The organism is Ignavibacteriota bacterium (genome assembly GCA_013285405.1).
GTDB lineage: Bacteria > Bacteroidota > Ignavibacteria > Ignavibacteriales > Ignavibacteriaceae > IGN2.
Genome location: CP053446.1, coordinates 2107023 through 2121387 on the forward strand (window position 1 = coordinate 2107023; position 14365 = coordinate 2121387).

At 34.5% G+C, this 14365-nt stretch carries 15 protein-coding genes; 8 read left to right on the plus strand and 7 right to left on the minus strand.

The genetic code is table 11. The features are described from left to right. Window positions 1-2: 2 nt before the first annotated feature. Window positions 3-1286 (minus strand): IS3 family transposase, encoded by a 1284-nt coding sequence (locus HND39_09095; protein QKJ96425.1) that lies wholly within the window; start codon window positions 1284-1286, stop codon window positions 3-5. A gap of 320 nt (window positions 1287-1606) precedes the next feature. Here HND39_09095 and HND39_09100 point away from each other — a divergent pair, with 320 nt between their 5' ends. From HND39_09100 to HND39_09115, 4 genes are all read left to right on the plus strand, one after another. Continuing rightward, a complete protein-coding gene (locus HND39_09100; protein QKJ96426.1) occupies window positions 1607-1951 on the plus strand; it encodes a T9SS type A sorting domain-containing protein in 345 nt (114 codons plus the stop codon). A 171-nt stretch (window positions 1952-2122) separates the two neighbouring features. Further along, window positions 2123-2731, plus strand: coding sequence for a hypothetical protein (locus tag HND39_09105; GenBank protein QKJ96427.1), 609 nt, complete (start codon window positions 2123-2125; stop codon window positions 2729-2731). Between the two features lie 17 nt (window positions 2732-2748). Then, entirely contained in the window at window positions 2749-3297 is a 549-nt protein-coding gene (locus HND39_09110; GenBank protein ID QKJ96428.1) for a GMC family oxidoreductase, read from the plus strand. A gap of 68 nt (window positions 3298-3365) precedes the next feature. Continuing rightward, window positions 3366-4304, plus strand: a complete 939-nt coding sequence (locus tag HND39_09115) for a hypothetical protein (protein QKJ96429.1) — start codon at window positions 3366-3368, stop codon at window positions 4302-4304. Window positions 4305-4309: 5 nt separating this feature from the next. Here the strand turns inward: HND39_09115 and HND39_09120 are convergent, their stop codons facing one another. From HND39_09120 to ppk1, 4 genes are all read right to left on the minus strand, one after another. Next, complete coding sequence (locus tag HND39_09120) at window positions 4310-5329, minus strand: AI-2E family transporter (protein QKJ96430.1); 1020 nt, start codon at window positions 5327-5329, stop codon at window positions 4310-4312. A 43-nt stretch (window positions 5330-5372) separates the two neighbouring features. Next, window positions 5373-5597 carry a NifU family protein gene (locus HND39_09125; protein ID QKJ96431.1) on the minus strand — a complete coding sequence of 75 codons (225 nt, stop codon included), beginning with the start codon at window positions 5595-5597 and terminating at the stop codon, window positions 5373-5375. 159 nt (window positions 5598-5756) lie between these two features. Further along, window positions 5757-6866, minus strand: a complete 1110-nt coding sequence (apbC, locus tag HND39_09130; GenBank protein ID QKJ96432.1) for an iron-sulfur cluster carrier protein ApbC — start codon at window positions 6864-6866, stop codon at window positions 5757-5759. Window positions 6867-6959: 93 nt separating this feature from the next. Then, on the minus strand, window positions 6960-9083 hold the full coding sequence (gene ppk1, locus HND39_09135) for a polyphosphate kinase 1 (protein QKJ96433.1): 2124 nt from the start codon (window positions 9081-9083) through the stop codon (window positions 6960-6962). 257 nt (window positions 9084-9340) lie between these two features. Here ppk1 and HND39_09140 point away from each other — a divergent pair, with 257 nt between their 5' ends. The 4 genes from HND39_09140 (at window position 9341) to HND39_09155 (ending at window position 12725) form a co-directional block, all read left to right on the plus strand. Next, window positions 9341-9799 carry a hypothetical protein gene (locus HND39_09140; GenBank protein QKJ96434.1) on the plus strand — a complete coding sequence of 153 codons (459 nt, stop codon included), beginning with the start codon at window positions 9341-9343 and terminating at the stop codon, window positions 9797-9799. 312 nt (window positions 9800-10111) lie between these two features. Then, window positions 10112-10534, plus strand: a complete 423-nt coding sequence (locus HND39_09145; protein QKJ96435.1) for a hypothetical protein — start codon at window positions 10112-10114, stop codon at window positions 10532-10534. An 83-nt stretch (window positions 10535-10617) separates the two neighbouring features. Then, window positions 10618-11292, plus strand: coding sequence for a response regulator transcription factor (locus tag HND39_09150; protein QKJ96436.1), 675 nt, complete (start codon window positions 10618-10620; stop codon window positions 11290-11292). A 5-nt stretch (window positions 11293-11297) separates the two neighbouring features. Continuing rightward, window positions 11298-12725, plus strand: a complete 1428-nt coding sequence (locus HND39_09155; protein QKJ96437.1) for a GHKL domain-containing protein — start codon at window positions 11298-11300, stop codon at window positions 12723-12725. A gap of 9 nt (window positions 12726-12734) precedes the next feature. Here the strand turns inward: HND39_09155 and HND39_09160 are convergent, their stop codons facing one another. Together HND39_09160 and HND39_09165 are read right to left on the minus strand one after the other, a co-directional pair. After that, window positions 12735-12992 (minus strand): tetratricopeptide repeat protein, encoded by a 258-nt coding sequence (locus HND39_09160; protein ID QKJ96438.1) that lies wholly within the window; start codon window positions 12990-12992, stop codon window positions 12735-12737. Between the two features lie 300 nt (window positions 12993-13292). Then, on the minus strand, window positions 13293-14336 hold the full coding sequence (locus HND39_09165) for a deoxyhypusine synthase (protein ID QKJ96439.1): 1044 nt from the start codon (window positions 14334-14336) through the stop codon (window positions 13293-13295). Window positions 14337-14365 lie beyond the last annotated feature (29 nt).

Consider the following 14365-nt stretch of genomic DNA (forward strand, 5'->3'; position numbering starts at 1 on the left):
AATCAACTGACATTTCTTACCTCAATTCTTTTCAGTTTGGCTTCATTAAGTTTCATTTCTCTTAGCTCTAATTTTTCTTCAACTCTGCTAAACAGAAAATCTTCGGGAGTTAAATAAAACAACGAACTGTGAAGTCGTTCAGTATTGTAGTAATCAATATAAGAGGAAATCTGTTTACGTGCATCATCAAGATTTATTAAAGAAGATTTCATTAAGCAGTCCTGATGAATAGTTCTGTGGTAACGTTCAATCTTTCCGTTGCTCTGAGGATATGCAATAGAGGTTCTGATGTGCTGTAATCCAGCTTGCTTCAGATATTCAGCAAAATCTTTGGAAATAAACTGAGGACCGTTATCAGAAATAATTCTTGGTTTATAACCGGGATATTTTTCTAAAGCTCTCTGCAAGGTTATCTGAACATCAAATTGCTGCATATTCTGCCTAAGCTCGTGATGAACAATATATCGGGAGTAACCATCAATAACAGAAATAAGAAACAGAAACGTTCCGTGATAATTAACGTACTTAATATCTGTATGCCAATGCTGATGAACTGCTGCTGGCTGATTAAAGCCATCTCCTTTAGAAGATCGTTTAACTTTATTCCATCTGTTAAGCAGCCCTGCTGCTTTAAGAACTCTGTAAGTAGTAGCCGGAGATACAGCAGCAGCATTATCATCAATCATCATATAAGTAAGCCGTCTGTAACCTTCACCCGGATGATCTTTAGCATAACTGATAATAGTTTCTTTCTCCCAATCCAGGCACGAATGCCCTCTGGGAGTTTTACCGTTATGGTTATTAGAGATTCCTTTTCTATCAATCCAGGAATAATATTTACTGTAATTTATTCCTATAAGGCGAATCATTCCTTTAAGAGAAATATCAGCCTTAGCTCTGATGAGATTTATAAAATCAATTACATTATCTCGTATATCCGGTTCAACCCATTGCCCGGTCATATTTCCCCATCTATACTTTTTTTTTATATCTATGTTTTCTTTAAGCAGAATAGCAATTGCTTCATCCCGGTCTCTCAGTTTAGATTCAAGTTTTTCTATCTTTTTTTGTTCAATAGTAGTTTGTTTATTATTTACTGCTTTTGTTTGAAAAATATCTTTTGCTCCTTCAAAAAGCTTTTTCTTCCAGTTATATATATCATTGGGGTGAACATAGTATTTTTCTGCAAGCTGGCTGATGGGAATATTGTTTTCAAGAAGTTCTCTAAGAATAAGAACTTTCTGCTCAGGTGAATAAAATTTTCTTTCTCTTTTTGTTTCGGACATTGAAATTTTCCTTTCTGTTTACATTAATACAAATTTAGGAAATTCCATTTCCGTCTGAAGCATTACAAATTGAATATGGTGTAACAGATTCGCTAAAAGCAGTTCAAAGTTTATCAGAGAATGAGTTCGTTAAATTCAAGCTTCAACTTATAAACGCAAACACAAACCAGGTTATTGGTGAATACACGGTTGTTACATTTACAGATCAAAATATCATTCCCTGCTATGGTGAATCATTTTCAATTAACACTAACGGTATAGGCAATAAAAAAGTAAGAGTTCGGTTTGTAGTTGAAGAAAATATCGGCGGCGAATATGCTATGGCAAACATATCTGCTGAGGAAAATGTTCTGCCAAAGCAAAACCAAAATGTTATTTCATATTCAGGTTCAGAAGTAGTTACTGAGTATGCTTTGGAACAGAATTATCCCAATCCATTTAATCCAACAACTACGATAAAGTATCAATTACCAGAATCAGGAAATGTTTCGATCAAAGTATATGATATACTTGGAAACGAAGTAGCAAATCTTGTTGATGGTTATATGGAAACCGGAAAGTACGAGGTTGATTTTAATGCTTCTTCACTTGCAAGTGGTGTTTACATCTACCGGCTGAATGTTAATGATTTTGTGAATGTTAAGAAGATGATACTGCTGAAGTGAAAAGTGGTTAAATTAATCATAGCCCTGATTGCTTCAGGGCTTTTTTATTTTTTATAATACTGTTATTGAACTTTTACATTCTTCTTACAAACCACTGACATCAAGCCGCATTTGATTTAACATTTTAGCACCAGAAACAATTTAATAATAATTGGACTGGAATAAACTAAAATGAATAATCAAACAAATTATAATATCAGCAAGAATGAGCAAACCGTTCTTGCTAATATTTCAAGACTCGACTTTCTGAAAAAAATTTCTTTCACTTTCGGTGTCCTGATGACCAGTTGTACACCGGTTAAAATCCTTCTGAATACCCATGAAGATAAATACGATGATGATACGGTATTGAAAAATAAAATTCTTGCAGCATTTATAACTGCAGTTATTCCGGGTGCTGATCCGGAGGATGCAGATAATTATAAAATATTCTGTGATGAATACTATCCGTTTCACAAGTATTGTGGATTCTTTGTTTCGGATTTGTGCAGTAAAAGTGAAAAGCTGTTCGGCACAGAAAAATTTTATGATTTATCACTTGAACAAAGAACTGAGGTAATTCAAGCTGGACTAAATGACGATTCAACAACAGAAAGAATTTATACGGCTGCCATTTTCATTTCACAGGTTTCAGTCTATTGTGGTATTTACAACGATGAAAAAGGCTGCAGTTTGATTGATTACAATGGTTCGTATGGATTTGTTGATGCGGAAATATTTTATTCAAATTCATCCAGCTACCTTGCAGCAGAAATGACTTCAACAGGAAATTATTCATAACTATAAAAGGAAACATTATGGAAAATTTACAAACAGACGTACTTGTAATCGGAAGCGGGTTCGGTGCAGCAGCTCCGGCTTTAAGATTAAGTGAAGCAGGCTTTAAAGTATTGATGATTGAAAAAGGTAAAAACATTGTGCCCGAAAAAGATTTCAGGATGACACAGGATCCAAAATATTTTCTGAAATATTTAACCGGAATATCAGACAAATCTATGTCCTTCACTTATGCAGAAGCACTTGGCGGTGGTTCAGGATTTTATGAAATGGTTTCATTAAGAGCACCATCAAAAATTTTCTTTCAGAAAGATAAAACAGGCAATTATCTCTGGCCGAAAGGAATTAACAGAGAATGTATGGATGCTTATTATGATGTTGCCGAAAAGATGCTCAATGTTGAACAGATTCCCGTTGAAGAAGTTCCGAAATCAGGAATTGTATTTTCACTATTAATGAAAAATCTTGGTTACTCCTGTGACAGAGCAAGATATGCGGTAAAGGATGTGTTGGCAGTGGATTTTGCGTCTCCGGTTGTGTATTCGGTGCTAAGCAATCACTCCATTTAAATTACCTTCCGCAGGCACAAAAGTCTGGAACAAAGATTTTAACTGATACCGATGCATTGGAAATCAGAGTGATTGAATCAAATTTAAAATCAACAAAGAATCTAAGATCTATCAGAGCTATACCTTATCGATATGAAGTTAAATGCAAAGACGTTACAAAGAGTGAAGTATTCTATATCAACACTAAACTATTAATTCTGGGCGGTGGTACAGTCGGGACAGCAAAATTATTAATGAATTCAAAAAAGAATTTGCATTTTTTAAGTTCACACGTCGGAAAGAATATTGCTTTCAACGGAAGTGTTAAATCCGTAGGATTAATTCCTGAAAATATGATAGAAGGTGATATGTTTAGCGGAAGATCACATCCGGGAATGATAAGCTATCAGTTTTTTGATTCGAAAGGAATAACTATTTCATCAGCAAAGCCATTGCCATTGCATGTGGTTGCAGCAGCAAGATTAAATCTGGAAGGAGAAAAAAAGAATCCGGTTTATTGGGGAGAAGCCAATGTTGAGTTGATGAAACTTTATAGGAAAAGAATGATTGTTCTTTATGCATTAGGATTAACTCCACCAAGTGCCGAATTAGTTTTGGATAATAATGGTCAGGTCAAGCCAAAATTAAAAATAACACCCGAACTGGAAAAATATTATAAGAATACAACAAAACTGCTTGAATCAATTTTCAGAAAGAATGGTTGTAAAATTATTGAGCATCAGGAAGTGGATTCTGAAGGTCAGGTAAAAAATGATATTAGTTTTTCAACAACACATATGATTGGATCCTGCAGAATGGCTGATAATAAACAAAATGGCGTGGTTGATGCTTTTGGTGAAGTGTTTGATTATCCGGGAATTTATGTGACTGATGGCGCTGCTGTTCCATCTTCACTTGCTGTTAATTCGAGCTTAACAATTCTGGCAAATGCTGAAAGAATTGCACATCATTTACTTAATCAGTTGCAGACAGAAAACTCAAACATACTGGCAGAAAGAAAAAATTAATAATATTAAACTTTTGCAATCTTATAATTCTTCTTTGCAAAGTAAATTTCTTTCAGGAAAGTTTTTATTACAGTTGCAACCGGAACAGCCAGCAGCATACCAATTAAACCAAATAAAGTACCGCCGCTGATTATTAAAAGTATAATTGCAATCGGGTGCATATCAACACTCTTTCCAAAAATATAAGGCTGCACAAATCCATTATCGAGAATATATGTAGAAAAGATTACCAGCAGAATTAATGGGAACTGTGAGAGGTCTCCATATTGCACGATTGATACAATGAGTGCAGGAACGCCACCAATGATCGGACCGAAATATGGAATCAGATGCCCGATCCCTGCTATTACTCCGAGTGGTAAAGCATTCGGAATACCTATAAAATAAAAACCAAAACCAATCATTACTCCAACGAAAGTTGCGTCAAAAATCCAGGCTCGAGCAAACAAACCAAGTCGTAACGAAACTTTCTTCAATATGTAATAGGACATTTCGAAATATTTATTTGGTATTGTTTGAAGCAGACCCTGCATAATCCTTCTGTAATCTTTTAAAATAAAAAAAGTGATGAATGGAACTATCACAAGTCCTGCGATTATCGAAAATACACTTGATAAAACTTCAGAAATCGTATCAAAGATATTTGTAATCTGATTAGTTATAAACAATTCCATTCTTTGAGTAATATCTCCAGATTTAAGAAAGGGAATGTAGTGAAGTAAAGTTGTTTCCAGAGTTTTCATTTCTTCTGCAAAAGAAAAACCCTCAAGTGAACTGATCAAATGATCCATCTGATAAACGAACTTCGGAATTATTATAGAAAGACTTAAATAAATGATGAATCCAAATATTCCAAAAACAACAAGTGTAGAGGTCAAACGATTCAGCCCTTTTGCTTCAAGCAGAGAAACGAATGGTGCAAAGATGAAAGCAAGCAGTATGGATAATGCAAGGATAATAAAAATTTCACTTAATAAATAAAAAAGATAGAGAAGAATGATGGCACCTGCAGTCCATTTAATCATTTTTATAAAATGATTGTAGCTCGAATCGGTCATAGTGTAAAATTCATATTACTGATTCAATTCTTTTTATTGATGGTACCTTATTCATTAAGGCTCTTTCAATACCCGCACGCAAAGTTAATATTGACATAGGACAATCGGCACAATCACCAAGCAGTCTTACTTTAACAATTTTCTCTTCGGTGATTTCAACAAGTTCAACATCACCATTGTCAGCTTGCAGAAAAGGTCTGATTGTTTCGAGAGCTTTTAAGATTTCGTCTTTCATCGTCATAACTAATTCACATGTGTAAATCTAAAGAAAAATTTGGAATGAAGTATTCATTGTCATTGCGAAGTTCAAAAAATTTGGAATGAAGCAATCGATATGTGATTCAAGTTGAGATCACTTCGTCCGGCAAATGCCGCACTTGTGATGACAGTTACTTTAATCATCATCTCCCAGAAGTATTTCAACTTTTCCGGAGGCTTTAGAATTCCGGATGTTTACCTGTTCTGTCAGGTTTCTTGAAATATCCAGAATTATTTCAGCATCATTGGAATCAGGAATATCGAAGACGATAGGAATTCCTTTGTCACCACCTTCTCTTATTTGTGGATTGATAGGGATACCGCCAATGAACGGGACATTCAATTCTTTTGAAACTCGCTCACCACCGCCGGATCCGAAAATATCATATCGTTTCTTTGTATCAGGTGCGATAAAGTAACTCATATTTTCGATCAAGCCAAGTACAGGAACATTTACACGCTCGAACATTTTCAAAGCTTTTCTTGCATCAATGAGTGATACTTCCTGCGGTGTTGTTACTATTACGGCACCGGTCAACGGAATTGTTTGCACAAGTGTTAGTTGAATATCACCGGTTCCAGGAGGCATATCAAAAACAAGATAATCAAGTTCTCCCCAGGCAACATCAGTCATAAATTGTTTAATTGCTCCACTTGCCATTGGTCCGCGCCAAATCAGCGGTGCATTATCATCAACTAATAAACCGATCGAAATCATTTTTAATCCAAACGCATCAATCGGAATCAGCCTGGCTTTACCATCATCCTGAATTACATCCGGTTTTTCATTTACACCAAGCATCAGTGGAATACTTGGTCCGTAAATATCAGCATCAATCAATCCAACTTTTGCACCATCTTTCGCAAGAGCAACTGCAAGATTAACAGCAACAGTTGATTTACCTACTCCACCTTTTCCACTTGCCACGGCTATTGTATTTTTAACTCCCGGAAGTACTGCTTCTTTCTTAGGATCTTTATGCGTTGATATTGTTGATACTCTCTGCTGAACATTCAGATGAATATCGTCGAGTTCGGGAAATTCCAGCTTTATTATATCAGCGATTTTATTGTAATCAAAATTAGTCTCTTTATTCAGAACAGGAATTGATATATCAACTGTAAGTGAGTTTCCCTGTCGATCAATTTTTTTTATTGAGTTGAGAGTTAATGAGTTCTTATTAAAATTTTTATCATCAATCTTCTTGATAGCTGTAAGAATACTGCTTTTAGTAATTTCAGTCATTGCTTTATCTGATTTTATTTATGAATTATTAAAAGAATTATTCAAAAGATAAGCAATTAGAACGAGAGAGGAAGTTCCTAAATAAATATCTATTCAGGGTTTTATTGCAAGTCCGTGATTTTTTTCTACCTGTTTCATTAGCCATTCCTGACTGTTGATTGGTTTTGAACCATTTGTTGGGGCAGTCATTATATATGTCATATCAGTTAAAAGTGTGCGGGCTTTTTGATTGTCCTTTAATGAAGCTTTAATAACAGTTTTCATTACCTCGTTTCTAATCTTTTCATTTTCAATCGGGAACAAAGTTTCAACTCTTCCATCAAGATTTCTCTGCATCATATCGGCGCTGCCCATATACATCTCTTCATTCCCATCATTAAAGAAATAAAATATTCTGCTGTGTTCAAGAAATCTTCCGACGATGCTTCGAACTTTTATATTTTCACTTAAACCAGCTACCCCCGGAATCAAACAGCAAATACCGCGAATAATCAGATCGATCTTCACTCCCTCATTGGAAGCTTCGTACAAAGCACTGATAATTTGTGGATCGACTAGGGAATTCATCTTCCAGATAATTTTTCCTTCTTTACCAGCTTTCACATTTTCAATTTCTCTGAAAACTTTTTCAAGTACTTTTTCTCTCATATTAACAGGAGAAACAAAAAGTTTTCTGTATTCTGTTTGCTTTGAGTATCCTGTCAAATAATTAAACATATCGGAAACATCAGAGCAAATATCTTCATCGCAGGTAAACAGTCCGAAATCAGTATAAATTTTTGCTGTGAGAGCATTGTAATTTCCTGTAGCAAGATGAACGTATCTTTTCACTCCGTCAAATTCTTTTCTTACAACCAAAGTCATCTTCGCATGAGTTTTCAAGCCAACAAGACCATATACGACGTGTGCGCCGGCTTTTTCAAGTTCGCGTGCCCAGAAAATATTATTCTCCTCATCAAATCTTGCTTTGAGCTCTACGAGTACAGCAACCTGTTTTCCTCTTTCAACAGCTTCTATCAGTGCTTTAACAATAGGTGAATCAGTACCAACTCTGTATAAAGTTTGCTTGATTGCAAGAACTTCAGGATCTCTTGCTGCCTTTCTTACAAATTCAATTACAGGTGTGAATGAATGATATGGATGATGAAGTAAAATATCCTTTTGTTTAATAACAGTAAATATATCCTCGTCTGTTTCAAATACTTTTGGAATCACCGGGTAGAATGGTTTTTCCTTAAGTTGATGAAGCGGAAGTTTGTATAAACTTATCACATCACTCAGCCCGATAGGTCCATCTGCAATATGGATGTCATCACGTTTAATCCGCAGGTTTTCCATCAGTGTTTCAAGCATGTATTCAGGCATTGTGTTTTCCACTTCAAGCCTGACAACCTGACCGAACCTTCGCTGCCGGATGTTCTCCTCGATTACACGCAGCAGATCATCAGCTTCGTCTTCCTGAAGTTCGATATCAGTATCACGAGTTACGCGGAATTTATGTGCTTCAACAACTTCAACACCCTGGAAGAGCAAATCAAGGTTCGACCTTATAAGATCACCAAACCAGATAAACTTAGCTTCAAAGCCTCCGTTGTTATCAGGTCTTCTTGAAGGATTCAGTATATCATCCACAGGTACTAATCTCGGATAAGTACTTGGAATTTTCACCCTGGCAAAGTGAGTATCACCTTTCGGATTTTTTATTAGCACAGCGAGATTCAAACTCAGATTGGAAATGTATGGAAAAGGTCTTCCAGGATCGAACGCAAGCGGAGTAAGTATCGGATAAATTTCTCTTTTAAAATATTCGCGCAGCTTGTTTCGTTCTTCTTGCGAAAACTCGCCAATTTTCTGAACAAAAATTTTATGTTCACGTAATTCCGGAACAATTTCATTATTCCAGTAATCATCAAGCTGCTTTAACATCGGGCGCAAAGCTTTTTCAATTTTTTGTATTTGTACTGATGGTGTTAATCCATCGATAGTTGGCTCCAGAATATTTGCAGCAATTTGCTCTTTCAAACCAGATACACGAATCATATAAAACTCGTCGAGGTTTGAAAAAAATATTGATATGAATTTCACTTTTTCCAGAAGAGGGAGTTCAGGGTTAAATGCTTCTTCCATCACTCTTCGATTAAACTCAACCCAGCTCAAATCCCTGTTAAAAAAGTTGTTTGGGTCTTTATATTTTTTGAGGATTTCTTTTCCAGTCATTGTAATTATTCTTTCAAATCGGGCACAAATATAATACAAATACAATCTATATGCCGTATCAATATAGTGCAATTAAAATCATCATCTACTGATCAAAAGACTATTAATTACGCAAAGCGTCAGACTAACTCAATTCTCATGAACAATTAACAATTTTTAATCTAACATTAATAAGTAATTAATGCTTGTCCATTAAATTTTTGCAGGTGATTTTTTTCATAAAGTGATTTATCAATTAATTATTATAAGGAGCATTAATGAAAAAGCTGATAATCTCGTTAATATTTACATCAACCCTAATAGCATTAATTACAAATGAAAGTATAATAGCACAGACTGAATCGTCCAGATTTGCTAAACAACATAAAACTCATTTTCTTAAAGAACATCTGGAACAAACCGAAAAGATGTTAATAAAAGCTTTGAGTTCTGACATACCTAATATGAAAGCAACAGCAGCACAAACTACAAGAGAACTTGAACAAATATTTCCATCTGCGCAATTTACCTCGCTTGTAGATCCGTTGGGTCAGATAGTTAGTGATGAGAAAGCTGATATTCAAAGCAGGGTATTGTCAGCTTTAGCATTGGATGGTTTACATTCTGAACAAGGGGATGAGATTATTTTTAATACCGCAAAAACAACCTCAGATAAAACGTTAGAGATTATTTGCAAAGCTATGGCAACGGAGAGTTTTAAATCGGAGATACAGTAAAATTAAAATAATTGTCCACTGGAAGTTACTCTCGCTCTAATTATACTTTTAGTGAATATATGATCATTTCTTCCCCACACTACACAATGAACCCCGACTCATTTAACTTAATGCGGCTCGGGGTTTCGTTTTTTAAAATGAATCTATTAAATAAATATGAATTCAGATTAAAATGCGAATATGGAATGATATTGCATTAAGATTTTTTAATCTTGAATTAATTACCTGTTAATAATAGTGTCGTAAGTTTCTAATGTGGATTTTGATAAAAAACAATTCATTCATTTAGTAAATAAAAAAAAGGAGTATAAAATGAAAAATCAAATTCTCTCACTCACACTTTCACTCGTAGTACTATTTTTCTTTGTCAGTTCAGTCTCGTTTTCTCAGAATCAACCCGTAAAGAAGGATGTTAAAAATAATAAACAGGAAATAACCAAAGAGACTCAAGAACATACCGGGGCAACTCAGGATCAAATGAAAAAGAACGAATCTAAAGTCAACAATCAGATGGATACTAAACAGATTCAGAATAATACTAAGGTTAATCAAAATCAGAAAATGCAAAATAAAGATAACAAAGTAACTATGGATAAAGAGAAGAACCATGCTACGATGACAAAAACTAATAAAAATAACGAATCGGTGAATAAAGAATATCATAAAAAGCAGATGAATACAAGCGACCAAAAACAAATTCAAGAGAAATCGCCTACGAAAGGAGGAATTAAATAGGCTGAAGAGTTCCATTCATGAATTGAAATTCTTGGTAAAAAAGGAGAGTTAATGACTCTCCTTTTTTTTTAATAATTTTAACTATGAAAATTTTAGTGGTTGAAGACGAAATAAAGGTCGCGAACTTTCTTAAGAAGGGATTGGAACAGGAATACCATTCGGTTGATGTAGCCAATGATGGAAAATATGGTTTGGAATTATCTCTTACTGAAGAATATGATCTGGTAATTCTTGATATTATGCTTCCTTTGATCGATGGGATTACAGTTCTGCGTGAATTGCGTAAACAAAAAGTTGAGATACCAATCTTAATGTTAACAGCAAAGGGAACTACTGAAGACAAAGTTTCAGGACTTGACTCCGGTGCGGATGATTATTTACCAAAACCCTTTGCCTTTGAAGAATTACTTGCAAGAGTCAGAGCTTTACTGAGAAGAAAAGATAAAAATAAATCAATCGAGATAACAGCAGAAGATCTGATACTAAATACACAAAGTCACAAGGTTTTAAGAGGTGGAAAAGAAATTATTTTAACACCAAAAGAGTATGCAATTCTTGAATATCTGTTGAGAAATAAAAATCATGTCGTTTCAAGAATGAAACTAACTGAACACGTTTATGAATATCAGTTTGATCCTGATACAAACGTTATTGATGTATATATAAATAAGCTTCGGAATAAAATTGATAAGGATTTTGATATTTCTCTGCTTATTACAGTCAGAGGAGTTGGTTATATGATAAAGGAAAACAAGTAAAAGACATGTTCAGACGAATAAAACTGTTCATCAAGTCAACAAGATTTAAATCTACAATATGGTATTCAGCTATATTTTTAGGACTGGAAATAGTTCTGGGATTAACAATTTATTTTTACCTGCGTAATAGTCTCTACAATCAACTTGATGTTTCGTTGACAAAGCAATGCACACTCATTTATCATTTTGTTAGTGAAAAAAATGTTGAACTTTACGATTTCATTCCTGATTCAATTTATTCATCACCTGATGAACTTGTTTATGATCTCGCATTTGAAGCCATTGCATTAAACCCAAATAATACTTTTATTCAGGTAAAGTATAAAGATAAAATTATATTTCAGACCGAAAATCTCCTCGAGTTCAATAAAATATTAACCGATAGCTCATCCAGTGAACACTCAATAAAAACTTTTAATGATATAAAACTATCACCTCACACAATCCGTGCGTCGGTTCTCAACAAAAACAATTACCAGATAATTACTGCTTTCCCAGTTGTACTAATCAGCAATGCGCTGGATAGTTTAACTGATTTATTCATAACAATAGCACCAATATTTCTCGTAATCTCGATAGTAGGAGGCGCAACTATTTCTTTTAAATCACTTTCAAGAATTGATTCAATAATAAACAGAACAAAGTATATCACCACTCAAAATCTGAATGATAAAATTGCTGGTGAAGAATTTGATGATGAATATGGGCGTCTTGCCAAAACGATGAATGAAATGATCACGAGAATTAAGAAATCAATTGATTATATGAACCAATTTTCAGTTTCAGCAGCTCACGAGCTTAAAACACCATTAACAATTCTACGGGGTGAAATAGAACTTGCACAAAGATCAAAATTAACACCTGAAGACTATAAAGAAATCCTTCAGAGCAATCTTGATGAAACTTTACGATTGATAAATATTGTTGATAAGCTTTTCTTCATATCAAAAACAGATCATGCATTAATCAGGATCACTAAGGAAAAGACAAACCTGAACAGTTTCATTATTAATGCGATAGCTTCAACAAGTAAATTAACGGAAGAAAAAAATATTGATGTAAAATATGATATCGCAGAAAGCAGCCATACCGAAATTGACATTGATGTTGCATTGATGAACCAAGTTATGTACAACCTGATTGAGAATGCTATAAAATTTAGCAATGGAAATGGAGAAGTGATAATAAGGTCGGGTAAAACAAAATTAAACAAAATATTTATTTCGGTTTCCAACTACGGTGAATATATTCCACCGGAATATTACAGTAAAATATTTGAAAGATTTTTCAGACTCGAATCATCACATAACAGGAAAACAGGAGGAACCGGTTTGGGTTTATCAGTAGTAAAATCGATTGTTGAAATGCATGGTGGTGAGATAGAAGTTGAATCATCCCCAAATGGATTAACTGCTTTCACGATAATTTTATAGTTCACAACCTCAACGCTTTACAATAGAATCAAATCTTTCGAAATCTTCTCTCGCACCAATGAAATCCCCGATATCTATTTTGATTGTTGCTCTGTTAAAATATGCTATATGATTTTGTGGATTTGTTTCTATTGCTTTATTAAAATTCGTCAGTGCGTCGTTCAGACGACCTATATCTGCTAATCGGGTTCCCCTGATGCAATAGTATTTTGATTGGTTATAAACTCTTACTGATGAATCTGAGGTATTGATAACTGTTAGTGCCATTAGTCTCTCCGATTAAAATATGATTAATTGTTAACCGAATAATAAAACCACAAGATGAACTTACAGTTAATAAAAGATTAAAGTTTTTTAATAATGGTTCGAAATGTGAGTTCAATTGGAAGACATATTATGCGCATTATCAGGGATGACATTTTTAGAAGCAAGATAGTAATGCAGAAAATATCAACTCTTTACCTGTAATTTATCAGATTGGCGGATGCACTTGAAAACAGATTTCTGATTCACATCATAATTATAAATCCTTGTAGCTCTCACTACGACGCGTCTGCAAAGTACAGATTAGACTGTTATACCAGCTTTCGCAAATAACTTCTGAAACTCTTTTGCTTTTCTATCCTTCCAGTTTCCTTTGTGATAGGCATAACCAACAACCAACGGCATTGCTACTGTAGCTTCGGAGTAAACCATCTGCTCGTAAGTTGTTTCAACCTTTCCCCACGAGCTTGCTTCTTTAAGTGTTGAACCGGAAAGTGCACCATCACGTTCATCAGCGACTGTTATTTGAACAGCGTACTTGTGCATCGTTGCATCTTCCTGAAGAATATCTGCTGCTACAACAATATCCTGTGTAAAGTTTTTAGGAACACCTCCGCCGATCATAAATATTCCTGTTTCTTTACTGGCTAATTTTATTTTTGTTAGCTCAACAAAATCTTTTGCTGAGTCAACAGAAACATGGTTATCAGGGTTTTGTGTTTGGTGAACGACAAATCCGAATCCTGCTGAGCAATCAGAAAATGCAGGAACAAAAATTGGTACATTTTTTTTGTAAGCTGCCCAGATTACTGAGTCATCTACTTTTGGTCCGCCGTTATTTTCCAGATATTTACCAAACTCCCATAAGAATTCTCTTGATGAATAGGGTTTTGGTTCCATACCATCAAATATTTTTCCACAGGTATCATCACAAATTCTCAGTTCGTCTTCGTCAATGAAAGTATCGTAAATTCTATCAATGTGCAGATCTCTCATCTGATTATCATCAACCCATTTTGTTCCTTTGTAATGTTTGAAACCGAGTGCTTCAAAGAAATCCTGGTCAACTATAATTGCGCCAGTTGAAACAATCGCATCAACCATATTATTCATTATCATATCATAAACAACTTTTTTCAAACCTGCACTAAACAAACTTCCTGCAAGTGTTAGAATGATTCCGCAGTTTTTATCTTTAATCATCATGTCATAGATTTGTGCGGCTCGATTCAGATCGCGAGCAGTAAAAGCCATATTCTCCATCGCATTAACAAGCGGAACAACATTGTGCTTTTTAATATCAATATGTTCAATTACTTCTTTAAGAAAATCTTTTTTCTGAGCCATAATTTTTCTCCAAATTAATTCTATAGTAA

Coding starts and splice junctions, on each gene's coding strand:
- HND39_09095 (QKJ96425.1), bottom strand. CDS start 1,286: ATGTCCGAAACAAAAAGAGAAAGAAAATTTTATTCACCTGAGCAGAAA.
- HND39_09100 (QKJ96426.1), top strand. CDS start 1,607: ATGGCAAACATATCTGCTGAGGAAAATGTTCTGCCAAAGCAAAACCAA.
- HND39_09105 (QKJ96427.1), top strand. CDS start 2,123: ATGAATAATCAAACAAATTATAATATCAGCAAGAATGAGCAAACCGTT.
- HND39_09110 (QKJ96428.1), top strand. CDS start 2,749: ATGGAAAATTTACAAACAGACGTACTTGTAATCGGAAGCGGGTTCGGT.
- HND39_09120 (QKJ96430.1), bottom strand. CDS start 5,329: ATGATTAAATGGACTGCAGGTGCCATCATTCTTCTCTATCTTTTTTAT.
- HND39_09125 (QKJ96431.1), bottom strand. CDS start 5,597: ATGAAAGACGAAATCTTAAAAGCTCTCGAAACAATCAGACCTTTTCTG.
- apbC (QKJ96432.1), bottom strand. CDS start 6,866: ATGACTGAAATTACTAAAAGCAGTATTCTTACAGCTATCAAGAAGATT.
- ppk1 (QKJ96433.1), bottom strand. CDS start 9,083: ATGACTGGAAAAGAAATCCTCAAAAAATATAAAGACCCAAACAACTTT.
- HND39_09140 (QKJ96434.1), top strand. CDS start 9,341: ATGAAAAAGCTGATAATCTCGTTAATATTTACATCAACCCTAATAGCA.
- HND39_09145 (QKJ96435.1), top strand. CDS start 10,112: ATGAAAAATCAAATTCTCTCACTCACACTTTCACTCGTAGTACTATTT.
- HND39_09150 (QKJ96436.1), top strand. CDS start 10,618: ATGAAAATTTTAGTGGTTGAAGACGAAATAAAGGTCGCGAACTTTCTT.
- HND39_09155 (QKJ96437.1), top strand. CDS start 11,298: ATGTTCAGACGAATAAAACTGTTCATCAAGTCAACAAGATTTAAATCT.
- HND39_09160 (QKJ96438.1), bottom strand. CDS start 12,992: ATGGCACTAACAGTTATCAATACCTCAGATTCATCAGTAAGAGTTTAT.
- HND39_09165 (QKJ96439.1), bottom strand. CDS start 14,336: ATGGCTCAGAAAAAAGATTTTCTTAAAGAAGTAATTGAACATATTGAT.